At 74.4% G+C, this 23,257-nt stretch carries 20 protein-coding genes; 7 read left to right on the top strand and 13 right to left on the bottom strand.

Annotated elements, in window-relative coordinates; all coding sequences use genetic code 11:
- Positions 1-85: 85 nt before the first annotated feature.
- Positions 86-568, bottom strand: coding sequence for a YbaK/EbsC family protein (locus ABT048_RS01015; protein ID WP_350519139.1), 483 nt, complete (start codon positions 566-568; stop codon positions 86-88).
- A gap of 210 nt (positions 569-778) precedes the next feature.
- Positions 779-2,575 (bottom strand): 2-isopropylmalate synthase, encoded by a 1,797-nt coding sequence (locus ABT048_RS01020; RefSeq protein WP_350519140.1) that lies wholly within the window; start codon positions 2,573-2,575, stop codon positions 779-781.
- Between the two features lie 180 nt (positions 2,576-2,755).
- Between ABT048_RS01020 and ABT048_RS01025 the strand changes: the two genes are divergently transcribed.
- From ABT048_RS01025 to ABT048_RS01050, 6 genes are all read left to right on the top strand, one after another.
- Complete coding sequence (locus ABT048_RS01025) at positions 2,756-3,439, top strand: FadR/GntR family transcriptional regulator (RefSeq protein WP_350519141.1); 684 nt, start codon at positions 2,756-2,758, stop codon at positions 3,437-3,439.
- A 258-nt stretch (positions 3,440-3,697) separates the two neighbouring features.
- Positions 3,698-6,721: a sensor histidine kinase gene (locus ABT048_RS01030; RefSeq protein ID WP_350519142.1), complete on the top strand. Its 3,024-nt coding sequence runs from the start codon at positions 3,698-3,700 to the stop codon at positions 6,719-6,721.
- Positions 6,721-7,185 (top strand): roadblock/LC7 domain-containing protein, encoded by a 465-nt coding sequence (locus ABT048_RS01035; RefSeq protein WP_350519143.1) that lies wholly within the window; start codon positions 6,721-6,723, stop codon positions 7,183-7,185. The genes ABT048_RS01030 and ABT048_RS01035 overlap by 1 nt, the downstream gene beginning before the upstream one ends.
- Positions 7,186-7,307: 122 nt before the next feature.
- Complete coding sequence (locus tag ABT048_RS01040; protein ID WP_350519283.1) at positions 7,308-7,673, top strand: DUF742 domain-containing protein; 366 nt, start codon at positions 7,308-7,310, stop codon at positions 7,671-7,673.
- Positions 7,674-7,675: 2 nt separating this feature from the next.
- Complete coding sequence (locus ABT048_RS01045; RefSeq protein ID WP_350519144.1) at positions 7,676-8,281, top strand: GTP-binding protein; 606 nt, start codon at positions 7,676-7,678, stop codon at positions 8,279-8,281.
- Between the two features lie 132 nt (positions 8,282-8,413).
- Entirely contained in the window at positions 8,414-9,547 is a 1,134-nt protein-coding gene (locus tag ABT048_RS01050; RefSeq protein WP_350519145.1) for an FAD-dependent monooxygenase, read from the top strand.
- Between the two features lies 1 nt (position 9,548).
- Here ABT048_RS01050 and ABT048_RS01055 read toward each other — a convergent pair whose 3' ends face one another.
- From ABT048_RS01055 to ABT048_RS01065, 3 genes are all read right to left on the bottom strand, one after another.
- Entirely contained in the window at positions 9,549-10,346 is a 798-nt protein-coding gene (locus ABT048_RS01055; protein WP_350519146.1) for a hypothetical protein, read from the bottom strand.
- Positions 10,343-10,741 (bottom strand): hypothetical protein, encoded by a 399-nt coding sequence (locus ABT048_RS01060; RefSeq protein WP_350519147.1) that lies wholly within the window; start codon positions 10,739-10,741, stop codon positions 10,343-10,345. Before ABT048_RS01060 ends, ABT048_RS01055 begins: the two co-directional genes overlap by 4 nt.
- A 239-nt stretch (positions 10,742-10,980) precedes the next feature.
- Positions 10,981-11,388 carry a VOC family protein gene (locus tag ABT048_RS01065; protein WP_350519148.1) on the bottom strand — a complete coding sequence of 136 codons (408 nt, stop codon included), beginning with the start codon at positions 11,386-11,388 and terminating at the stop codon, positions 10,981-10,983.
- Between the two features lie 247 nt (positions 11,389-11,635).
- Between ABT048_RS01065 and ABT048_RS01070 the strand changes: the two genes are divergently transcribed.
- Positions 11,636-12,103, top strand: coding sequence for a nuclear transport factor 2 family protein (locus tag ABT048_RS01070; protein WP_350519149.1), 468 nt, complete (start codon positions 11,636-11,638; stop codon positions 12,101-12,103).
- Positions 12,104-12,110: 7 nt separating this feature from the next.
- Here ABT048_RS01070 and ABT048_RS01075 read toward each other — a convergent pair whose 3' ends face one another.
- The 8 genes from ABT048_RS01075 to ABT048_RS01110 all read right to left on the bottom strand — a co-directional run bounded on the left by ABT048_RS01075 (position 12,111) and on the right by ABT048_RS01110 (position 23,188).
- Complete coding sequence (locus ABT048_RS01075) at positions 12,111-12,884, bottom strand: serine hydrolase (protein ID WP_350519150.1); 774 nt, start codon at positions 12,882-12,884, stop codon at positions 12,111-12,113.
- 208 nt (positions 12,885-13,092) lie between these two features.
- The gene (locus ABT048_RS01080) at positions 13,093-13,905 is read right to left on the bottom strand and encodes an HAD hydrolase family protein (RefSeq protein ID WP_350519151.1); all 813 of its coding nucleotides are present in this window, start codon (positions 13,903-13,905) and stop codon (positions 13,093-13,095) included.
- Positions 13,906-13,976: 71 nt separating this feature from the next.
- A complete protein-coding gene (locus ABT048_RS01085) occupies positions 13,977-14,672 on the bottom strand; it encodes a DUF1707 SHOCT-like domain-containing protein (protein WP_350519152.1) in 696 nt (231 codons plus the stop codon).
- Positions 14,673-14,808: 136 nt separating this feature from the next.
- Complete coding sequence (locus ABT048_RS01090; RefSeq protein WP_350519153.1) at positions 14,809-15,231, bottom strand: hypothetical protein; 423 nt, start codon at positions 15,229-15,231, stop codon at positions 14,809-14,811.
- A 136-nt stretch (positions 15,232-15,367) separates the two neighbouring features.
- Positions 15,368-16,510 (bottom strand): hypothetical protein, encoded by a 1,143-nt coding sequence (locus ABT048_RS01095; RefSeq protein WP_350519154.1) that lies wholly within the window; start codon positions 16,508-16,510, stop codon positions 15,368-15,370.
- 532 nt (positions 16,511-17,042) lie between these two features.
- Entirely contained in the window at positions 17,043-18,635 is a 1,593-nt protein-coding gene (locus tag ABT048_RS01100) for a hypothetical protein (RefSeq protein WP_350519155.1), read from the bottom strand.
- Positions 18,636-18,713: 78 nt separating this feature from the next.
- Entirely contained in the window at positions 18,714-19,718 is a 1,005-nt protein-coding gene (locus ABT048_RS01105; RefSeq protein WP_350519156.1) for a leucyl/phenylalanyl-tRNA--protein transferase, read from the bottom strand.
- The gene (locus ABT048_RS01110; RefSeq protein ID WP_350519157.1) at positions 19,715-23,188 is read right to left on the bottom strand and encodes an amino acid adenylation domain-containing protein; all 3,474 of its coding nucleotides are present in this window, start codon (positions 23,186-23,188) and stop codon (positions 19,715-19,717) included. Before ABT048_RS01110 ends, ABT048_RS01105 begins: the two co-directional genes overlap by 4 nt.
- Positions 23,189-23,257: the final 69 nt, after the last annotated feature.

The following is a 23,257-nucleotide window of genomic DNA, read 5'->3' on the forward strand; positions in this document are numbered from 1 at the left end:
GCCCCGGGCTCCCGGCCGGGCGGCGGGCGGGGCCGGCCGGCAATCCCTGCCCGCCCCTGGGCTCGTCCCGCCCGAGCTCGGCCGCTCACCGCGTGACGGGTGAGGCGGTGCCGGCCGTCACCCGCAGCAGTTCCTCGTACGACATCGGAACCACCGTGTGCGGGTGCCCGGCGGCCGCCCACAGCACCTCGTGCTGCTGGAGCGCGGTGTCGACCACCGTGCGCAGCGGGGCCGGGTGGCCGGTCGGGGCGACCCCGCCGATGGCCTGGCCGGTGGCCTCGCGGACCCGGCCTGCGTTCGCCCGGACGATCTCGCCCGAGCCCAACCGGGCGGCCAGGTAGGCGGTGTCGACCCGGTGGGCCCCGCTGGTCATCACCAGCAGCGGCGCGCCGTCGCACAGGAACACCAGACTGTTCGCGATGGCCCCGACCTCGCAGCCGAGGGCCGTCGCGGCCTCCGCCGCCGTACGGGCGGAGTCCGGCAGGACGACGATCTCACCGGCGATGCCGGCCGCTGCCAGCGCCTCGGCGACCGCCTGGCTTCGAGTGGGAAGAGAAGGGGACGTCATCGGCCCATCATGCCTCTCGCTCATGATCGATGCTCATGACGTGCGCTCATGACGTGCGCTCATGACGTGCGCCGTGCTGAGCCCCATGAGGTCCTCTCATGACTCCGGCGCCATGAGTTCCGCTCATGACCTCGACCTCATGAGTCCCTCTCATGACTCCGCGCCATGATTTCCCCTCATGGCCCTCGGCCTCGATCCCATGAGTGCCGCTCATGACGTCACCCCATGAGCCCCACTCATGTCCTCCCCCGCCTCGACGCCAGGGCCGAACCCGGAACCGGCGCCAGGACCGGAGCCGGAACCGGAACCGGCCCCCGCCCGACCGGCTGCGCTCAGGACCGCCCGTACGCCCGCAGTGAGGACGGAGGTGTCCCGGCCTGCTCCCCAGACGACCGGGCCGCCGGCTCCGCCGATCCGCGCCTGGACGTAGGCGACGGCGTCCGGCCCGGAGCGCACCGCGTGCTCGCTGAAGGAGAGGATCTCCGCCCCCACCGCGTTCGCGACCGCGTCCAGCGGCCCGGCGCCGGTGCCCCGCCGTCCGTCGACCTCGGCCCAGTCGTCGCCGACCCGCCAGGACCGCGAGGATCCCTCGTCGAGGTACTCCGCCCGGAACAGCCCGTACAGTTCCTCGCCTGTCATCTCCCTCCCGCTGTCGTCCGTCGCCCGCTGCACGACCCGCGCGAACTCGATCTGCAGCCGCCGGGGCAGCTCCAGCCCCTCGCCGGCCTGCAGCAGGTAGGCGATCCCGCCCTTGCCGGACTGGCTGTTGACCCGGATCACCGCCTCGTAGTCCCGGCCGAGGTCGGCCGGGTCGATCGGCAGGTAGGGCACCGACCAGGGTGCTTCCCGTTCGGTGACGCCCAGCTCGGCGGCGGTCCTGGCGTGCTGCGCGAAGCCCTTCCTGATGGCGTCCTGGTGGGTGCCGGAGAAGGCGGTGTGCACCAGGTCCCCGGCGTAGGGGTGCCGCTCGTGGACGGGCAGCCGGTTGCAGTGTTCGACGGTGCGCCGGATCCCGTCGATGTCGGACAGGTCGAGCATCGGGTCGACGCCCTGGGTGTGCAGGTTGAGCGCCAGGGTGACCAGGTCGACGTTGCCGGTGCGCTCGCCGTTGCCGAACAGGCAGCCCTCGATCCGCTGTGCGCCGGCCAGGACGGCGAGTTCGGCGCAGGCGACGCCGGTGCCCCGGTCGTTGTGCGGGTGGACGGAGAGGATCACCGAGTCGCGCCGCTCCAGGTGGCGGTCCATGTACTCGATCTGGTCGGCGTAGACGTTCGGGGTGGCGATCTCGACCGTCGCCGGCAGATTGTGGACGACCGGGCGGTCCGGGCACGCGTCCCACAGCCGGGTCAGCCCGTTGCACACCTCCAGGGCGTAGTCGGGCTCGGTCAGGTTGAACACCTCGGGCGAGAACTGGAACCGCAGGCCGTCCCGGCCGTCTCCCAGCCGGGCCATGTGCGTGGCGGCCTCGGTGACGAGTGCACGCAGCTGTGCCCGTTCCTTGCCGAGGACGACGTCCCGCCACAGCGGCGCGGTCGCGGTGTAGAGGTGGACGACGACGCGCGGCAGGCCAGCCACGGCTTCGAAGGTGCGCTCGATCAGGTCGGCCCGGGCGGCGGTGAAGACGACGACCGTGACGTCCTCGGGGACGGCGCCGGGGGTGGTGGCCAGCTGCCGGACGAAGTCGAAGTCGGTCCGGCTGGCGGAGGGGTAGCCGACCTCGATCTCCTTGAAGCCCATGGCCAGGAAGAGGTCGAACATGCGCTGCTTGCGTGCCGGGTCCATCGGTTCGGCGAGCGCCTGGTTGCCGTCCCGCAGGTCGACGGGCACCCACAGCGGAGCCCGTTCGATTCGCCGGCCGGGCCAGCGCCGCAGCAGGGCGGGGACGTGGACCCGCCGGTGGGCGGGGAGGTAGCGGTGGGAGGGCATGGCGCCGCCGCGTTGCGGGTTCCAGGCGGGGGCGTCGGCCGGGACGGGCCCGGCGGGGGCGTGCAGGGTCGGGAAGATCATGCGAGTTCCTCATGACGCGTACCGGTGACCGGCAGGTCGGCGCCCCGCAGCGGGGTGCCGGTCCGGTCACGCCCCGCTGCGGCCACCAAGAAGAAGGCCCCCCAGGGGCAGGATCCACGGCTGCATGCCGGGTAGAGTAACCATGACAGAAGTCCTCAGACAACCTGACAGGTGAGCCCGATGACCCCGCTCCGCCCCTCCCCCCTCGCCGAACAGGCCGCCGCGCGGATCGAGGAGCAGATCCGGACCGGCCGGTGGCCGGTCGGCGGGAAGCTGCCGGGCGAGGTGGCGCTGGCCAAGGAGCTGGGCGTCGGCCGTTCGACGGTGCGGGAGGCGCTGCGCACGCTCGCCGCGGCCGCGATGGTGCAGAGCCGCCAGGGCTCCGGGGTGTTCGTCACCGCCGACCGCCCCGCCGGGGACTGGTCCGCCCGGCTGCGCCGCGCCGAGCTGGCGCACGTCTACGAGGTGCGGACGATGGTCGAGGTGCAGGCCGCCCGCCTCGCGGCCACCCGCCGCACGGAGGCGGACCTCGCCGCCCTCGACGCCGCCCTGGCGGCCCGCCGGGCGGCGGGCGCGGCCGACGACACCGCCTTCGTGGACGCCGACATCGCCCTGCACACGGCCGTCGTGGCGGCTGCCCACAACCCCGTCCTGGATGACCTCTTCGCCCAGTTCGCCCCGGTCCTGCGGGAGCAACTGGTGTCCCTGGTCGGCCTGTTCGACATCCGGGCCGAGGATCCGAACCAGGGCTACGACGCGCACGCGGCCCTCGTCCGCGCCGTCCGCGACGGCTCGCCGGAGGCCGCCGGGCGGGTCCTGGCGGCCGAGTTGGAGGCCACCCGCTCCCGTCTCCTGGCGGGCTGAGCGCCGCACCCGGGCCGTGGTGAGCCTCCCATAGCAGGCCCCTGGGGCGGCGTCACACAGTTTTCACACGTCGGCCATCCACCGGCCGCGCGGCTCGTTGACACTGTGTCAAGCAAGTCCGGGACAGCCTGCTCCGCATACAGACAGTCAACGGCTGGATGACATTGTGCCCACGGCGTGTGCAAGCACCGCTCAGGCAGCGAACGGGCTTTCACTCCAATCACACGGTATGACTAATATCGCTTCGTCAAAAAGCCCGTGCCCGGACGGCCCGCCCCTCACCGGCCGGCCGCCAGCCCCAAGGAGTCTGCTCTGCGCGCGCGTGCGAATCGGCGGCCCCCGACGCCGAAGGGCCCCCGCAGGCGTCCACGCCTGTCCCTGCGGGCGGCGCTGCTCGTCCTGGCCGTCGTCCCCAGCCTCGCCCTCGTCCTCCTCTGGGCGGTCACCAGCGGCGAGACCGTCTTCGACTTCCAACGGCTGGCCGACCAGGGCCTCCTGGCCAAGAAGGCCGGCCAGCCGTCGAACATCGTCTACTACAACCTCCAGGAGGAGCGCCGGCTCAGCGCCGAGGCGCTCGCCCGCCCCGGCGCCGGCACCGACCAGCTGCGCCGCCAGCGGCAGGCGACCGACGACGCCGTGCGCCAGTTCCAGGTCCTGTCCGGCGAGACCGCCGACAGCGCCCCCGAGGAGGTGCGCACCGCCGTCGCCGAGGCCCGCCAGGCCATGGGCAAGCTGGCCGAGCAGCGCGCCGCCGTGGACCGCGGCGCCATCGACCAGCAGACCGTCTACGCCTACTACACCGACCTGATCGCGGTGGACCTCCGGCTGTTCACCGCGCTCAGCCACGTCGACACCGGCGAGGTCACCTGGATCTCCAAGACCCTCGTCAACGCCTTCTGGGCGAAGGAGATGCTCGCCCGCGAGGACGCCATCCTGGCCCGCGGCTGGCCCGCCGGCCGCCTCAGCACCGCCGACTACCAGGCGGTCCAGCAGGCCATCGGCGCGCAGGACCACCTGCTCACCGTCCAGGTCGTCCCGTACGTCCCCGACGCCGAGGCACCCGCCTGGCACGACCTGATGAACAGCCCGGCCTGGCAGGCCAAGGCCGCCGTCGAGCAGCAGCTCACCAGGCCCACCGCCGCCGACTCCAACGGCACCGTCAAGCTGCCGGCCGCCCAGGACCAGTGGCGCCAGGCCGTCGACCAGCTCAACCCGCCGCTGGTCAAGGCGATGGAGACCCGCACCAGCGGCGTCGTCGACGTCGGCAAGGGAGCGATCCTGGGCCTGCTGACCCGGGTCGTGCTCACCACCGTCGTCGGCCTGATCACGGTCGTCGCGGTGGTCATCGCCTCCTGGCGGATCAGCCGCTCGCTGCGCCGTCGCATCGAGGAACTGCACAGCCAAGCCGAGGAGATGCAGCGCACCCTGCCCGAGGTGGTCGAACGCCTCGGCCGCGGCGAACAGGTGGACGTCGAGGCCGAGACCCGCACCATCAGCGCCGGCCCGCACGGCAACGGCACCGACGAGCTGGCCCGCCTCGGCCAGGCGCTCAACCTGGCCCGCTCCTCCGCCCTGCAGGCCGCCGTCGGCCAGGCCGAGCAGCACCGCGGCTTCGAGCGGCTGCTCCAGCGCATCGCCCGCCGCACCCAGCTGCTGATCGGCCGCCAGCTGCGCAAGCTGGACGAGCTGGAGCGCAAGCACGAGGACCCGGAGGTCCTGGAGGGCCTGTTCGACCTCGACCACCTGACCGCCCGTCTGCGCCGCTACGAGGAGAACCTCGTGATCATGGCCGGCGGGCAGCCGCAGCGGCGCTGGCGCAAGCCCGTCCCGCTGCTGGACGTGCTGCGCGCCGCGCAGGGCGAGGTGCAGGACTACCGCCGGATCGTGCTCGACGTCGAGGGCCACCCGTGGCTGTCCGAGCGGGCCGTCGGCCCGGTCGCCCACGTGCTCGCCGAGCTGATGGAGAACGCCACCACCTTCTCCAAGCCGCCCACGCCGGTCGAGGTCCGGGCCGCGATGGTCGGCCGCGGGCTCGCGATCGAGATCGAGGACCGCGGCCTCGGCATGGACCCGGAGCAGTACGACGCGGCCAACGAGCTGATGAGCCGCCCGCCGCACACCGACGTGCTGGCCCGGGCCGACGACATCCGCCTCGGTTTCCACGTGGTGGCCCGGCTCGCCGCGCTGCACGGACTGAGGATCGAGTTCCGCCCGTCGGCCTTCGGTGGCACCCGGGTGGTCGTGCTCGTCCCGGACGAGCTGGTCATCGAGGGCGACACCGGGCTGCCGGACGGCGCCGTGGGCACGCCCGCCGAGCCGATCCCGCTGGTCCGGCGCTCGCGCCGGGCGGTGCGCTCGGCCTCCGACGAGGCACCCGCCCAGGCCCCGGCCGGGCCGCCGGTCGCGCCGGTGGAGGCTTTCGGGCCGGGCGACTTCGCGCCGCAGGCGGCGCCGGTGCCGCTGCCGGTGCCCGGGCGGGCGCCGGTGGCCCAGGTGCTGCCGACGCCGGAGGTGCCGGCGGCGCAGGGAGTGGAGCCGGCGCAGGGAATGGAGCCGGTGCAGGACTGGCCGCAGGAGGTGCCGCAGGCGCCGGCCCAGGAGCCCCCGTACCTGCCGGCACCGCTCCAGGAGACCCACCCCGCTCTCCCGCAGGGCCGGCCGCACACCCCCGTGCAGCACCCCGCCCAACCGACCGGGCGGCACCCCCGCCGGGCCGAGCAGCCGATCGAGCACAGCTCCCCGGCCGAGCCGACCACCGCCCACGAGACCCCGGCCTACCCGGACATCGCCTACGCCCTGGTCACCGAGGCCGAGGCCCCGTACGCCGACGAGCAGTACCGGCCGGCCGACCACTACCGGCTGGCCGAGCGCCGCGGCACCCGCGAGTACCCCACCTCGGTGCCGTACAGCCCCGCCGAGGGCGGGCAGCCCCCGCTGCCGCAGCGCGTCCGGCAGGCCAGTCTGGCCGCCGAGCTGCGGGTGCCGCCGGCCCACCCGCAGTGGGTCGAGCGCCCGGCCGAGGGCGCCGCACCGCCGCCCGCGGGCCCGTTCCAGCGCTCCGACCGCCCGGTGCGGCGATCGGGTGCGGCGATCGGCGCCTTCCAGCGCCAGTCCCGTGCCGCCCGGGCCCAGGACAGCGGCGAGCACCGGCTGCCCGCCGTCCACGTCCCGTCGGCTCCCCCCGCCCCCGCCGGCCCCCCGGCTCCCGCGCCCGCGCCCGGCCCCTCCCCCTGGGCCGTGCCCGCCGCGGACCCCCGAACCACACGAACGGATGACCAGTGATGAACCGCACGATCGCCACCCACCAGGACCTGGACTGGCTGCTGGACGGACTCGTCGACTCCGTACCCGGGACCAGGAACGCCGTCCTGCTCTCCGACGACGGCCTCGTGGTCAGCCACTCCCGCACCATCGAACGGGCCGACGCCGAGCGCCTGGCCGCCGTCGCCACCGGCCAGCAGAGCCTGGCCCGCGGCGTCGGGGTGCTCTTCGACGGCGGGCCGGTGCACCAGGTGATCGTCGAGCTCGCCGAGTGCTGGCTGTTCGTCATCGCCGCCGCCCAGGGCACCCACCTGGCCGTGATCGCCTCCCAGGAGGTGGACGCCGAGGTGATGTCCGTCGCGATGCACACCCTGGTGCAGCAGGTCGGCCAGAAGCTCACCACCCCGGCCCGCACCGACAGCCCCTCCGGCGCCCCCGCCGCGCCCGCCGGGTTCGACGTCTTCGCCGCCCGGAACCGGGGCTGACGCGGGTGGGCCCGGCCGGGAACGACGCCTGGGGGGACGGCCGCGACGACGGTCGGCGGCGCGACGCGCCGCCGCACTGGAGCGAGCTGGAGGACGAGGACGCGGAGGACGGGACGGGCACCATGGTGCGCCCGTACACCATCACCCGCGGCCGGACCGCGCCCGAACGGGACGACCTCACCCTGATCACCGTGCTCACCACGGTCGGGGAGGAGGCCGCCGCGGCCCCGGCGCGGGGCAGCCGCACCGGTGCCCGCGGCCTCCAGCCCGAGCACCGCATGATCCTCGAACGCTGCCGGCGCCCGGCAGCCGTCGCCGAGGTGGCGGCCGGCCTGGACCTCCCGGTCTCGGTCACCAAGATCCTGCTGGGCGACCTGGTCGCCCAGGGCCTGCTGAAGGCCCGGGCGCCGCTCTCGGTGGCCCGCGCCGCCGGGGGCGTGGACCTCGGCCTGCTCACGGCCGTACGCGAAGGACTCCGGAGACTCTGAACATGGCAACACCCCGCTCCGCCACCGGCGGGCCCACCACCGCCGCCACCGCCCCGGCCGCCGTCAAGATCCTCATCGCGGGCGGCTTCGGCGTCGGCAAGACCACCCTGGTCGGCTCGGTCAGCGAGGTCACCCCGCTGCGCACCGAGGAGTACCTGACCCGGGCCAGCATCGGCGTCGACGACCTGTCCGGCGTCGACCAGAAGGACACCACCACCGTCGCCCTGGACTTCGGCCGGATCACCGTCAGCCCCGAGCTGGTCCTCTACCTGTTCGGCACGCCCGGCCAGGAGCGGTTCTGGTTCATGTGGAACGACCTGGTCAACGGGGCGCTCGGCGGGATCGTCATCGCCGACACCCGCCGGCTGGACACCAGCTTCGCCTCCATCGACTTCTTCGAGAGCCGGGGCATCCCGTTCGTGGTCGCGATCAACTGCTTCCACAACACCAACACCCGCACCCCCGACGAGATCCGGGCCGCGCTCGACCTCGACCCGCAGGTCCCGATGCTGCTCGGCGACGTCCGCGAGCGCGCCTTCGGCCGGGACCTGCTGCTCGCCCTGGTCGACCACCTGATGGAACTCGCCGCCGCCTCCCCCGCCGGCTGATCCCCCCTCCCCGACCCGACCCGACCTGGCCCGGCCCGGCCCGACCTGGCCCCACCCGGACATCCCCGGCCCGGGCCACTTCCCAGCCTCACCCGTCCCCCGGTTGAACCGCACTTCTCTGGGAGCACCACCATGACCACACCCCTGCGCGTCCTCGTCCACGGCGGCGGCATCGGCGGCCTGACACTCGCCACCGCCCTCGCCCGACGCGGCCACCACGTCGACGTCGCCGAGCTGCGCGAGCAGCCGGAGGCGCTCGGCGTCGGCATCATCCAGCCCTCCAACGCGCTGCACGTGATGCGTGAGATCGGCGTCCTGGACGAATGCCTGGCCGCCGGCTTCGCCTGGGAGGTGCTGACCATCTGCGACCCGGCCGGCACCACCCTCGCCACGATCCCGCAGCCCCGGATGGGCGACGCCCCCTCCAACAACGGCATCCCGCGCCCCGCGCTCGCCCGCGTCCTCGCCGACGCGGCCGCCGGGGCCGGCGCCACCGTCCGCTTCGGCACCACCATCGCCTCGATCGCGGACGACGGCGACGGCGTCGACGTCGCCCTCACCGACGGCCACACCGGCCGCTACGACCTGGTCGTCGGCTTCGACGGCATCGGCTCCCCGCTGCGCCGGCACCTGTACGGCGAGGCGTACGCGCCCGAGTACACCGGCTTCGCCAACTGGCGCGTCACGCTGCCGCGATCGCCCGAGGTGCAGGGCGTGGTGATGTCCTCCGGCAACCTCGACGCGAAGGCGCTGCTCACCCCGATCAGCGCGGAACTGATGTACCTGGGCTCGGTGTTCGCCGAGGCCGAGGACTTCCGCCCGGACCCGGAGCACGCCCACGAGCAGCTGCGCGAGCGCCTGGCGGGCTTCGGCGGCCCGATCGCCGAAGCCCTCGCGCAGGTCACCGACCCGGCCGCGGTGGTCCACTCGCGGATCTCCCAGGTCACCGTCGAGGAGCCCTGGCACGTCGGCCGGATCGTGCTGGCGGGCGACGCCGCCCACGCCTCCACCCCGCACCTGGCCCAGGGCGCCGCGATGGCCGTCGAGGACGCTCTGGTGCTCGCCCAGAGCCTGGACGCGGCGGACGACGTCCCGTCCGCGCTCACCGCGTGGGAGGCCAGGCGCCGCCCGCGCGCCATGTGGGTGCAGGCCCTGTCCCGGGCGATCCTCAAGCAGGAGACCGGCACCCCGACCACGGCCGAGGAGGACGAGCTGCTGAAGGTCGGCATCCCGGGCGCGGCGCACGTCCTCGTCCAGCCGTACTGAGTCAGTCGGGGGAGTCCGGCGCCATGGCCGGCTCCCCCGAAGGCTCGGCCACCACGACGAACACGCCCGAGCCCGGCCGGTCCTCCTCCGACGCCCCGCGCATCCGCCCGGCCCACCCCGGCGGCCACCGGGTGTCGGCGTCCCACCGGACGCCTTCGAGCCGGACGTGGTCCAGCGCCCCCATCGCCCGCAGGTCCGCCCCGAGGAACTCGTCGGCCACCGACGCCAGGAGGGCGGCCCCCCGGGCGAACTCCCGCACCGTTGCCCGCGCCCGGTCCGCCACCGGCTCGAACCACAGGTCGTTGACGACGCCCCAGGGAACGCCGCGGCGCCGGAGGATCTCCTGCGCGTCGAGCGTGAAGCGCTCCAGCAGGGCGGCGCCCTCCCCCGCGGGAAGGTCCGGATCGAGGATCCGTCGCAGCATCGTGCGGGCGTGCAGACCGAAGTCCACGACCCGCTCGTCCCCTCCCGCGACCGCCGGACCGATCAGCAACGTCGCCTCGTTCACCAGCAGCCGGACCGACGCAAGGACGTCGCAGAGCAGTCCGCGGTGCGCCAGGCGCTGCGCCGGTGTCCGCAGGATCCACCGGTCCGCGAGGTCCGCCAGCGTCGGCGCCTGCGGACGCTCCTTCCTCGGACGGGCCTGCGGCGGCGCCGAAGCCAGCGGGCCCAACGGCAGGTTGAACAGCGAGGCCCGCAGCCGCCGGCCCAGCGAGTAGCCCTGCCACCGCCGTTCGGGCACGCCGACGCCCCGGCCGGCCAGCGCGGCCAGACAGCGTGTCGTCAGCGAGCCGATCACGGGGTCCTCCGCTCCACGGCCTTCTGCGGTTCCTGACCGTCGGCGCCGGCGGCGGGCCGCTCCGGCTCCTCGCTCTCCGTGAGCCCGTGCCCGAAGAGCAACGGCAGCCGTTGCAGGAACTCCATCCCCGCGTAGCCGGTCGCCACGATCGGCAGGAACCCGTTCACCTGACCGTGCACCAGCAGACCGGCCCCGGCCCCGATCAGCCCGCGCAGCGCGGCCGCCAGCGGATCCGCCACCGGATCGAAGTACCTCTTGAACGGCGGGAGTCTGCGGCCCGCCGCCCGTGCCGCGTGCCGCTTGCGCTGCCAGGTCAGCACGCGTTGGAAGCCGATGCACAACTCCGCGATCAGCCCGCCGACTGCTCCCCATCCGGCTGCCGACACCAGGTCCACTCGCCGCCCCTCCACGCATCGTGGTCGCCGGCCCATGAGTCTCGCAGATCGTCCACGGATTCGACGGAGGGTTTACCGGTTATCGGTTGCCGGTTCACCGTTACCGGTTTGCCGGCTACCGGTCTACCAGTAACCGGCTTACCGAACCCGCGGGCTTTCCGGTGGCGTCGGGACCGGACCCGCGATGGCCCGGGACGGCGGAGCGGGAAGTCGGGCCGGCCGACTTCCCACTCCGTTCGTCAGCCGTCGCCGCGGCCCGCCCGGCCGCGTTCGCGCAGCGAGATGCGGTTGCCGTCCGGGTCCACGGCCTCGATGCGCAGGCCGAACCCGTACTCCTCCGGCTCGTCCGCGTCGAAGACCACACCGCGCTCGCGGAAGACCTCGAAGTCCGCCCGCAGATCGTCCGATTCGAGGATGACCGGACCGGGCGCGCCACTCGGACCCACCTCCACCGGCCGGCCCGCTGCCGCGGTGAGCGCCCACAGGACGATCTCCACCGGGCTGCCGGGGGCGCCGACGGTGAGGAACCGTCCGCCCGGAGCCGGGAAGTCGATGCGCTTCTCCAGGCCCAGTTGCTCCGTGTAGAACCTCAGCGCGCGGTCCTGGTCGGTGACGTAGAGCGTGACGTACATGACGGTGGCCAGCATCGCGCCGTCCTTCCGTGTGTCGGTGTGTGTTGCTTCACCGACGGATCCCGGGCGGGAAGTGTGACGGGCGGAACGGTTCTCCCACCGATGGTCGACAGTCGGATGACCGATGTGCCTGGTGTCCTGTGCACGGGAGGGTGGTCCCACTCGCCGACACCACCCGCTCGTGCCACCCACTCGTACCGTCCGCTCGCACCACCCGCTCGCACCACCCGCTCGTGCCACCCGTCCCGCCCGAGGAGGACCGATGTCCGCACCCACCGACCCGTCCACCGATCCGGCGGCGAGCCACCGCGCCGTCGAGAACCTGATCGCCCGCTACGCCGAACTCGTCGACGACGGCGACTTCGCGGGCCTGGGTGCCCTCCTCGCCGACGCCGCCTTCACCGGCAGCGGCGCACCGGTGCGCGGGAGCGAGGCGATCGAGCGGCTGTTCCGGGACACCCTCATCGTCTACGCCGACGGCACTCCGCGCACCCACCACGTCACCACCAACACCGCCGTCGAGGTGGACGAACCGGCGGGCACGGCGGTCGCGCGTTCGTACGTCACCGTGCTGCAGGCCCTGCCCGACTTCCCGCTGCAGACCATCGCCGCCGGTCGCTACCACGACCGGTTCGAACGCCGGGACGGCCGGTGGCGGTTCACGGAGCGCCGGGTCCGTATCACCCTGGTCGGCGACATGAGCCGCCACCTGCGCCGCGCCACGGCATGACCGTTCGTCATGCTCCGCGCGGGGATGAGCGGATCTCATGGCGCCGACGCCACACCGCCGCCGAGATCCGTGCCAGCAGGCGGGCAGCCGGATCGGCCCGGTCGGCACCGTTGGCGAGCGGTCCGGTGTAGCAGACGGCGAGCAGGTAGGGCGGGCAGTCGTAGGGGTGGACGAGGCCGACGCAGTGGCGGGCTCCGGGGATCCAGCCGTTCTTGAAGGCGATCCGGGTGCTCGGGGGGAGGCCGGCCGCGAGGTCCACCCGGAAGTCGTTGTCTTCGAGGAGAGCGAGGAGTTCGGGCTCGCCGGCGAGGGAGTGCAACAGCCGAACGAGGTCACGGGCGCTGACCAGGTTGTTGACGCCTGCGGCCCGCGCCGCGTAGTCCTCGATTCCGCGCGGGGTGGAGCTGCGGGTGGCTCCGGCGCGGCGCCACACCTCGGCGATGGACTGCGGGGTGGTGCGGGCCAGGCAGAGGTTGGTCGCGAGATTGGAGGAATGGGTGATCATCCGCTCGGCGAGCAGGCTGAGCGGAACGTGCGCGCCCAGCAACTCCCAGGGAAGCGGGTCGCTGTCGTACTCCGGGTCGTTGCGGAACTCGCCGCCGACAGCAGACGTGAAACGGTTCACCACCGGAACCTCGGCGCCGAGGTTCACCCCACCGCGACAGAGCGCTGCGAGCACGGCGACCTTCATCGTGCTCGCCGCGTCGTGCAGGACGTCCGGGTTGCGCACGAACACCGGCTCTGCCTCGCCCGCCCAGGGGGCCACCACCACAGACAGCATGGAGGAAGGGTAGGGGAGATTCCGCCGGACCTCCGCCGCCCTCGCGACATGAGCCGGGCTCATGGGAGAGCCGACATGAGGCGCGCTCATGAGTCCCGACATGAGCCGGCCTCATGAGCAGGAGGACATGAGCCGGACTCATCGGCCGACTGACATGCGACGAACTCATACGCGGGCCGACGTCGACGGAGCCGGCCCGGTGGTCGGGTCAGCGGCCCGGGTCCTCGAACTGCCGGATCTTGTCAGCCGCCGAGTGCACGGGTGCGGCTGCCGCCAGGCGGGAGATCTCGGCGGCGACGGCCTCCGGATCGGGCGCGACGGTGACCCGGGCGATGCCGTCCAGGCCGGGGTGGGCGCCCACCCGCACCGAGTGGCGTGCGTGGCGCAGCAGGTCGAGGTCGTTGATGTCGTTGCCGAAGGCGTTGTACGCGTCGATCCCCAGCGAGGCCAATGCCTCCCACTTTGTCGTGGCACCGGGGGCGAAGTCGATGATCGCCTCGTCGAGGTGGTGGTTGACGGTCATCCCGAGGGCGCGGCCCGCTTCGGCCAGGGCCAGCAGGTCGGTCGCGCCGACGACGAGGAACTTCACCACGGCCGGGAGGTCGGCGAGTTCGACCTTGCGGGCGAGGTTGCCCTGGTCGACGCGGCTGCGGATCGGGTGGTCGGCCGGCCCGGTGTAGGCGTAGTCCCAGGGTCCGTCGGCGAGGTACTCAGCCCGGTACCGCTCGACCTCCGCCAGCAGGTCCGCGAGTTCGCCGCCGCCGAACGTCGCCCGCGCCCGTACCCGGCCGTCCACCGAGACCAGGCTGCCGTTCCCGCCGATCAGCACGGCGGAGGGGAAGGCCCCGTCGAGGACGGGCAGGAGGTCCCGGACCGGCCGGGCGGAGGCGAAGACCAGCTGGTGGCCGGCCCGCTCGCAGGCCTCGACGGCGGCGATGATCCGGCCGTCGATGGACCGGCCGTCGAAGCAGAGCGTGCCGTCGATGTCGAAGACCGTGGTACGAGCGCTGGAAGTGATCATCGGGTGATGATATCCAGCCTGCGCCGTACACGACGGATGAGGCGAACTCATGGCCTCCGGCCCGCCATCGACTACTTGGCGCGCAAGGCGTCCACCCGCAGGTTCCCGCCGTACGTCGACCCCGTCACGGTGATCACGTGCGTCACCGTCACCCCCGGCGGCGCGTGCCGGGAGGCGTGGTCGCGGACCTTGCCGCCGAACGTCGTGATACCGCTCAGGTCCACCGCGACGCCCGGCGGCAGCAGCAGCCGCACGTTCCCTCCGTGCAGATCGATGCGGATCGAACTGTGCCCGCCCCCGGGCAGCCGCGCCAGGGTGTAGTCCAGCCGCGCCGAACCCCCGTACACCTCCAGCTCGATGGTGCGCGGCACCACCCACGCACCCTCCCGGCGCAACCGGTGACCGGTCACCTGCCACCGCTCCGCGTCCCCGCCCGCCGTGGCCGGCACGGACGCCGGCGTCGCCGCCATCGCCGCCGGCGCCGCCGCCGCGGGAAGCGAAGCGTGGTCCGGCACGGCGAAGAGCCGGGCTGGCACCGTCGGCGGGACGAGCGGCGCGACCGGCAGGTCCTCCGTCAGCGGCGCCAGGTCCGCGAAGGTGCGCGCGGTGAGCGCGCGCTCCAGCCGCTCCTCCAGCTCCTCGGCGTCCAACCGGCCGTCCGCCGCCGCGTCCCGCAGGATCTCCACCATCCGGTCCCGGTCCGCGTGCGAGGCCCGCAGCAGACTCGGATCCCGCTCGACTCGGCCGCCCAGCTCCTCGATGCTCATGGTCACGTACCTTACGACCCGACCAGCCCGTCCCACACCCCGAGCAGGGAGCGAACTGTTCTCCTGCGCCGAGCACTTGACGGATCATTCGGAGCCGGTCAGCACCCGCGCCGACCCGACACCGGCACGGACGGGCTCAGAACGTCAGCGGCCCGTACGTGCCGTCCCGGAAGGTGATGGCGTTCGGCTCGGTGTCGAACTCCTCGCGGACGTGGCCGCCGTGGCCGGGTTCCCGGACGTGCGGCGCGATCAGGTCCAGGAGGGTGGCGAGGTCGCCCATCATGTCGTCGAGCCAGAGGTTGCGGCTGAACAGGCCCCAGGCTTCCTGCGGACCGTCGGCGGTGAAGCCCCGGCCCTGGAGCCGCAGGGCCGCGAAGTCCCCTCCGGGCAGGCGGCTTTCCGGATCCGGGTCGAGCATCCGGTACTCGTGCTCCTCCGGGTCGAGCCCGGCCGGGCGCTCGTCGGCGAGGCCGAGGTGCCACCGCAGGGCGTCCAGGACCTCACCGGGGGTGTCGTCCCGCAGGAAGCAGCCGAGGACGACCTCGTAGTGGTAGCTCATGCCGCCGATTCTGCCCGACCGGTCCGACCGGTCCGACCGGTCCGACAGACCCGACGGGCCCGACCGGCACGGCGGGCCGCCGGACGGTGCGCGACAGCAGACGGCCGGGAACCGGAGCGGGGCCCGGGCGCACGACCTACGCGCCGCGCCGGAAGGCGTCCACCAGGTAGGTGCCGTCGGACTGCCGCTGCAGGATCAGCTGTCCGACGAACAGACCCGGGCCGCTCCGCGACCACCCGTCGTCGGCCCGGTAGGTGACCTCCACCGCCATGCGCACGGTCGCGCTCTGCCCCGGCTGCTGCCCGGTGAGGTGCCTGTCCGCCACCACCAGGGCCGCCGAGGCGGAGGAGACCGCCGACCAGCCTCGGCGGGCGATCACCTCCGGCGGCCAGTCCGGGTTGTCGGGCTTCGGGCCGCCGGCCGCCTCCGCCTGTGCCTCCTGCGCCGCCCTCGGCGTCATGTACGGCCGCAGTCGGGGCAGGACGGCGCCCAGCCCGGTGTCGCCGCGCCGCACGTCGAAGCTGTTGGCGGTGACGATCCAGGCGAGGGCGACGGACTCCGGGTCCTGCGGGACCACGGTCAGCGGGGGTGCGGGCGCGCTCGGGCGTCCGGCCGGAGCGGCCCACGGGGGCGGCGAGCCCGGCGACGGCGCCGATCCCTTCGGCGCCGCGGGCACCGAGGTGCCCGCAACCGGCGCGCCGTCGTTGGAGCACGGGTTGCAGCGGAAGGGCGGGGGGACGTGCACGCCGTACTCGGTGACCCAGACCGTGGCGTCGCCGCGCAGGTCGGAGGGGAGGTCGGTGCGGATTCCGGTGACCCGGAACGGCCGGTCGCCGTCCTTGAGGGTCCAGGTCCGGGGCTTGCCGTCCATCGAGCCCTCGACGGTGAGGACGTACTCGTAGCTCTTGCTCGTCGCGAGGACGCCGAGTTCCACCTCCTCGGGCTTCCGGTCCTCCAGGTACAGGTACTTGTCCCTGAAGAACGGCGCGTACGAGGTCTCGCCCGTGGCCGTGCCGATCAGGGCGACGCGGTCGGCGGAGTCCAGGTCGATGCCCAGCTCCAGCGCGGCACCCAACCCCTGCGGTGGGCAGTAGGCGATGGTTCCGGCCGGCGGGTCCTGCGCCGTGCCGACGACGGTGGCCTTCAGGGACCGGATGGCGACGGTGTGTCCGCGGCCGCCGGTCGCCTCGACCACCAGGTGCGAGGTGCCCACGTCGAGGCCGCCCTGCGTGTGCAGCCAGGCCCAGGTGGCCGGGCAGCCGGAGACCGAGGCCGGCACGGCGGACCGAACGGCCGGGGCAGCATCATCGCCGCCGTCTCCGTCCGGGCCGCGTCGTAGCGGGCGGTGAGGGTCGGATCGGCGCCGTCGTCCCGGCCCAGCACCAGGTAGGTGGTGACGGCGGCGATCAGCGCCATCACCGTCGCCAGGACCACCAACGGCCCCTGCCCGGAGCCGAACAGCATCCACACCTTCCCGGCCTGGACGACGGGACCGTGGAACGTCCCGTTGTCGATCACGTTCTCGACCCGGCACCGCTCGCCCCGTTCGCCCCGCTCGCCCATCCCCACCCCGTCAGACCGTTGCGGCCATCAGGATGCAGGTGGACGGTGGCGATGGGAAGAGCCCCACGCGACTACGCCGGTGGGTCGGAGCACCGTCGGCCGGTCGGCCGGTCGGCCGTCGGCCCCGCGGCAGGCGGCAGGCGGCAGGCGGCAGGCGGCAGGCGGGAGCGCATCCCGACAACCGGCACGGAGCGAAGAGGCCCCCTGGCCGGGGACCGGCCAGGGGGCACAGGTGACATGACGCTGCGTCAGCTGGCGCTGGGCTTCGGCGCCGGAAGGGTCGCGGAGCCGCCGATCAGCGGCCATTCGCGGTGGAACGGCGGCAGCGGCAGCTTGCCCTCGATGATCGGGGTGCCGAAGACCTTCAGGTGCGCGGTGAGCGCCCCGTTCAGGTCGACGCCGCCGACCAGCGACCAACTGCCCTGCACCTGCGGCGGGTTGCCGGAGGAATCGGCGATCAGCGAGCCCTCGGCCTGGGCCTTCAGGTAGGGGGCGACGGTGGTCTCCACGCCGACGGTGTCGTACAGGCCGACGCTGATCTCGGCGCCGAGCGCGGCCCGCACACCGGCCTTGCCGTTGAGCCGCACGTGCACCGGAGTGACCTTGGTGTCGGCGTTGGTGACCGGGGTCCAGCCCTTGCCGCCGGTGTAGTCGGCGCGCACGGCCCAGGTTCCGACGGCGTCCTGCTCGGCCTCCAGGTGGACCTGACCGTCGGCGCTGACCTCCAGGTAGCAGGTCAGGCCGAGGTTGACGACCACCGGCAGGCCGGCGACGGTCAGGACGGGGCTGGCCTGCAGCTTGGCGAAGGGCACCCGGATGGGCGCCGCGCCGGTGTTGCGGGCGACGTCGCCGGTGACCTTCCACTCGGCGTGGGCGCCCAGGTCGAAGCCGATCGACGCGGTGCGCGGGCTGCCCGCGGCGGCGCCGTGGTAGGCGAAGTGGACGGCCGGGTGGAGCTGGAGCGAGCCGGAGGCGTCCAGGCTGGCGCCCTCGGGCAGCGGCACGGGGGCCTTGACGTTCACCTCCAGGGTGCCGGAGGCGTCGGCCTTCACGCCGTTCAGGTCGGCGCCGACGGTCGCCTTGAGGTCCTTGACCAGCGGGGTGACCGTGATGCCGTGCGGGTCGACGGGCACGTTGCCGTCGGCCTCGGTGCCACCCAGCAGTTCGGCGATGGTGGCCGGACGGGTGGTCAGGTTGACGGTGTTGCCCGCACCGGGGTGGACGCCGGTGACGGCGACCAGTGCGCCCTGCGGCGCGGCGGCGGTGGGCGGGCTGGCGATCAGCTGGCCGGGCTGGACCGCGGCGGCCGCGGCCGAGGCGGCGGCGCCGGGCGCGGCGCTCGGCGAGGCCGGGGCCGCCGTGGCACCCGGGGCGGTCGGGGCGGTCGGGGCGGTCGGGGCGGTCGGGGCGGTCGGGGCCGCCGTAGCGGTCGGGGCCGGACCGCCGGCCGCCGTCAGGACGGCCGTGCCGCCCGCCGGGTCGTACGCGGTCAGCTGCAGGCTCTTCGTCGCCGCGGTGACGGCGGCGCCGTCCTTGCCGGGGCTGCCGATCGCGGCCTGCTTGTCCCCGGCCGGGGCGGCGGTGACGGGCACCGACGCACCCGCGGTCGGACGGCCCGCGGCGGGCGAGGCCGCCTTGGCACGCGGGGTGCCGGCGGCTGGGGCCGCCGCGGCCGGGCTGCCCCCGGCGGCGGGCGTGCCGGCGTCGGCGGCGGTGGCGGCCGCGGGGGCGGCGCCGGTCTGGGAGGGGCCGGGGCTGGTCGGCCCGCACGCGGCGGCCCCGGCGAGGATGAGGGTGAGGACGGCGGGGCCCGCGGCCCTGCCTATCGAACTCTTGAACACGCGGCGCCATGTTACTGACGAGGAATAACTTTGTCGAAGACAGGCCAAACCCCCGGCCAACGCCGGTTTAACCGCAGGTCACCCGAGGCGCGACACCGGGAGCGGCTCGGCCGGCAACAACCCCGCCGGCCGCCGGCCCGCCCCGGCCCCACCAACCGCCCCGGCCCCACCAGCCTCCCCTACCCCGGCAACCGCCCCGCCCCCGGCAACCGCCCCGGGCGCCCCCGTCGCGCCGGCCAGTTCCGCGAGGTAGCGCGAGCGCGCCAGCGGCTGCGCCCCCAGGCTGCGCACGTGCGGACCGTCCCACTGCACGTCGAGCAGCCGCCCGCCGACCGCGCCGAACCGGGCGCCGAGGTCGGCGACGGCGACCCTGGCGGCGTCCGGGCGGCGGTGGAACATCGAGTCGAGGCTCAGTACCGCACCGACCGCGACCCCGAACACCCCGCCGATCAACTCCTCCCCCTCCCACACCTCCCCGCTGTGGGCCGCCCCGAGCGCGTGCAGGCGCGTCAGCGCCGCCATCAACTCCTCGGTGAGCCAGGCCGGTTGACGCCGCTCGGCGCAGTTTTCCAGCACCCGGCCGAAGGCCCGGTCCGCGCTCGTCCACCACGCCGACCGGTTGCGCAGCCGCCGGGCCAGCCTGCTCCCGATCCGTACGCCGTCGGCGGCGATCACCGGCCGGGGGTCGGGCGACCACCACGCCAGCGCGTACGGGTCCTCCCCGCCCGGCAGCAGCGGCACCTGCCCTGCCTCGACGGCGTCCCCGTACACCGCCTCGTTGTACGCGCTCGCGTACACGTCCGCCGCCGGCAGCGGGAACAGCCCGCGCCGGTACGCCGCCATCAGCTCCCCCGGCCCGAGGGTGCCGCCGAACGCCACCGGGCCGTCGCCGGGGGCGAGTTCGGCGCCGAGGGCATCGAAGGCCGAGGCCCGGTCGAGGACAGCGGCCGCGTCGAGAACGGAGGCCGGGTCGAGAGCGGAGACCGGGTCGCGGGCGGGGGCCGAACCAAAAGCAGGCGCCGAACCGGGGACGGCAGCCGGAACGGGGGCGTCGCCGCCGGCCGACTCGTGGACGCCGCTCACCGGGCCGCCCCCAGGAACCCCTCCCGTTCCAGCTCGGTCAGGTAGTGGTCGATCAACACCTCGTCCACGGAGGGCAGTTCGATCCCGCTCCCGGTCAGCGCGGCGTCCGTGTTCGCCCGGTCGAAGAGCGGGAACGTCGGCCGGAAGTACATCTCGCTGATCGACAGCTCCGATCCCGGCGCGCGGTCCACGAACAGCGGGACGAACGGCGCGATCGGGTGCGTCGGCCTCCCGGCCGCGAACCGGACCAGCCCCTGTACCCAGTCCCCGTACGACAGCCGGTTGATCCGGTGGCCGCGCGCCCGCAGCCGGTCCGCCAGGTCGGCGAGGATGCCCGGCTGCGGGGAGGTGAGGTGGTAGACCTCGCCGTCGGCGGGTGCGTGGGCGGCGATGTGGGCGATGGCGAGGCTGAAGCGGTCGGCCGGCACGAAGTCGAGCAGCAGCCGCACGTCCGGGCACGTGCCGCTGTCCGCCAGGTACTTGATCAGCGCGCACAGCTCGGTGCCGGTGTTCATCACGCCGTTCGCGAGGTCCCCGGTGACGTCGTTGGTGCGCAGCACGGTGACCGGCAGCCCGGCCGCGGCCGCGTTGTGCAGCAGTTGTTCGGCCACCCACTTGCTCTCGACGTAGCCGACGCCGATCCGTTCGGGGTAGGCGAGCGGGGTCCGCTCGGTGACCTTGTCGACGCCCGCGGCGCCGAAGCCGGCCAGCACGGCGAGGGTGGAGAGGTAGTGCACGGGTATGCCCCGGCTGTGCCCGGCGAGCCGGACGACCTCCCGGGTGCCGCCGACGTTGGCGTCGCGCAGCTGGTGGTACGGGTAGAGGAAGTTGACCTGCCCGCCGAGGTGGTGGATCGTGTCCAGGTTGCCCGCCATCCACTCGAACTGACGGTCCGTCAGGCCGATCCGGGGCTCGGTGAGGTCGCCCACCAGCGGCACCACCCGGCTGTCGGCGAGGTCGTGCCGCAGGAAGTGCTGCTGGGTGGCTCGTAGCCGCTCCAGTGCGTGCTCCTCGTCGGGTGCCCTGACCAGGCAGTGGATCCGGGCCCGGGTGGTGGCGAGCAGCGCGTGCAGCATGTGCGCGCCGCAGAAGCCGGTGGCGCCGGTGAGCAGGATCTCCGCGGGTTCCGCCCGGGAGGGCGCGGGGCTCCAGGACTGCCCGACGGGGTCGGTGAGCCGGGCCTCCTCGAACCAGTCGACCGCGGTTTCGCCGCGGACCGCGTACGCGCCGGGGCCGGTTTCGGTGCGGGCCCCGGCGGCCGTGCCGGGCCCGGCGCCCGCGCGCGCCTCCTGCAGCGCCTTCGCGAAGGCCCGTAGCACGGGCTCGCGCAGCAGCGCCCGGGTGAGCGCCCGCACCCGGCCGACGTCGATGCCGAACATGATCCGGGCGCGCGCCAGCATCTCCATGGCCAGCAGCGAGGTGCCGCCGAGGGCGAAGAAGTCGCCGTCCGGGCCGACGGTCTCGACGCCGAGCAGTTCCGCCCACAGGTGCCCGACCGCCTCCTCGACCGCGCCGCCACCGCCACCCACCGGTCCGCCGGCCGCGGCCGCTCCGGCACTCCCGCCCGGCTCCCCGCTCCCGGCCGGCTCGTCGTTCCCGGTCTGCTCGCGGTTCCCGGCGGATCCCGCGCTCGTGTTCGCGCCCCCGCCCGCCGCCCGGGACGCCGTCCGCACCGGGGCGTGCGGCAGCCGGCGCCGGTCGATCTTCCCGGCGGGGGTGAGCGGCATCGCCTCCAGCGGCACGAACTCGGCCGGCACCAGGTACTCCGGCAGCCGTTCGGCCAGGAACGCCCGGATCCCCTCGGCGGCGTCGTCCGCCCCGGCCGCGAGCGTGTAGTACGCGGTGAGCACCCGGCTGCCGTCCGCCGCCGACCCGTCCGCCGCGACCCGGGCCTGCCGGACGTCGGGGTGCGCGGCCAGCACCGCCTCGATCTCCGCCGGGTCGACCCGGTGGCCGCGCACCTTCACCTGGTCGTCGAAGCGGCCGAGGATCTCCAACTGCCCGTCCGCCCGCCAGCGCCCGGCGTCGCCGGTGCGGTACATCCGCTCGCCGGGCAGCGGCGCGTAGGGGTCGGGCAGGAAGGACTCCGCGGTGAGCCCGGCCTGCCGCCAGTAGCCACGGGCGAGGCCGGGCCCGCCGAGGTGGATCTGCCCCTTCTCGCCGGGCCGGACCGGGCGCAGCTGCGCGTCCAGCACGTGCACCCGCACGCCCGGCAGCGGCCGCCCGATCGGCACCGGGGCGGCGGCCGGGCTCCCGCCGGCTCCGCCGCCGTCCAGCAGCTCCGTCGTGACCTCGCAGAGCGTGGAGGTGACGGCCGCCTCGGTGACCCCGTACGCATTGAGCAGCTGCACGCCCGGCAGCCGCTCCAGGCCGCTGCGGCAGTCGCCGGTGTGCACGACGTCCCCGCCGACCAGCACCAGGCGCAGCCCGTCGGGGCCGGGACCGCCGGGTGGGAGCAGGTCGAGCACGTGGTGCCAGTAGGCGGGGGTGAAGTCGGCGACGGCGAGGCCGAGCCCGGGCAGCCGGCCGACCAGTTCGGTGGGCGCCCAGGTGCCGCCGCCCCCGCTCCCGCCGCCCAGGACGACCGTGGCGCCGGCCAGCAGCGTGCCCAGCAGCTGTTCCAGTGCGGTGTCGGAGCCCAGCGCGGCCAGTTGCAGGACGCGTTCGCCGGGCGACAGCCGGTAGGCGTGGACGATCCGGTCGAGGGTGAACACCAGCGCACGGTGGGTGACCGGAACGCCTTTGGGGCGGCCGGTCGTGCCGGAGGTGTAGATCAGGTACGCCAGGTCGTCCGGCCCGGCGCCGTCGTCCAGCCGGTACTCTCCGGGGCCGGCGCCCTCGCCCGGCCGGGACTCCGCTCGCGCGGACCGGCCCCCGGGCTCGCCCCCTCCGGGGCCGCTCCGGTCGTCCACCCGCACCACCGCGACCCCGGGGAAGCTGTGACCGTCGGTGACCACCACCCGCGCTCCGGAGTCCTCGACCAGTCCCGCCAGCCGCTGTTCCGGGTGCGCCGGGTCCAGCGGCAGGAAGGCCCCGCCCGCCTTGAGCACGCCCAGCCAGGCGGTCACCAGCTCGCCCCCGCGCTCCAGGCAGACCGGGACGACCTGCTCGGGCCCGGTCCCGTGCGCCCGCAGCCGGGCTGCCAACCGGTCGCTGCGCAGGTCGAGTTCGCGGTAACTCAGCGTGGCGTCCTCGGCGATCACCGCGAGTGCCTGCGGGTCGTGCGCCGCCCGCGTGCGGAACAGTCCGTGCACCGTGTCGGCGAACCCGGCCGAGGCCCGGCGGGGGCTCGCGGGGCCGGCGAACCCCAGCCCGGCCGGCCGCCACTCCCGCTCCACCCAGGCCCGGCAGTCGGCCCGCGCGGCCGGCCCGTACACCTGCCGCCACCCGGCCGGAACGGTCAAGTCCGCGGGCCAGAGCGCGTACTGACCGTTGTCGTTGCGGACCACGGCGTGATGTCCGGAGCTCACATCCGTTGGTACGCCCTGTGCGCTGTCTGCTGCGTCATCCACCGGCTTGACCTCGTGCTGTGGCGGCAG

The sequence above is a fragment of the Kitasatospora sp. NPDC096140 genome (assembly GCF_040303045.1).
Lineage (GTDB): Bacteria > Actinomycetota > Actinomycetes > Streptomycetales > Streptomycetaceae > Kitasatospora.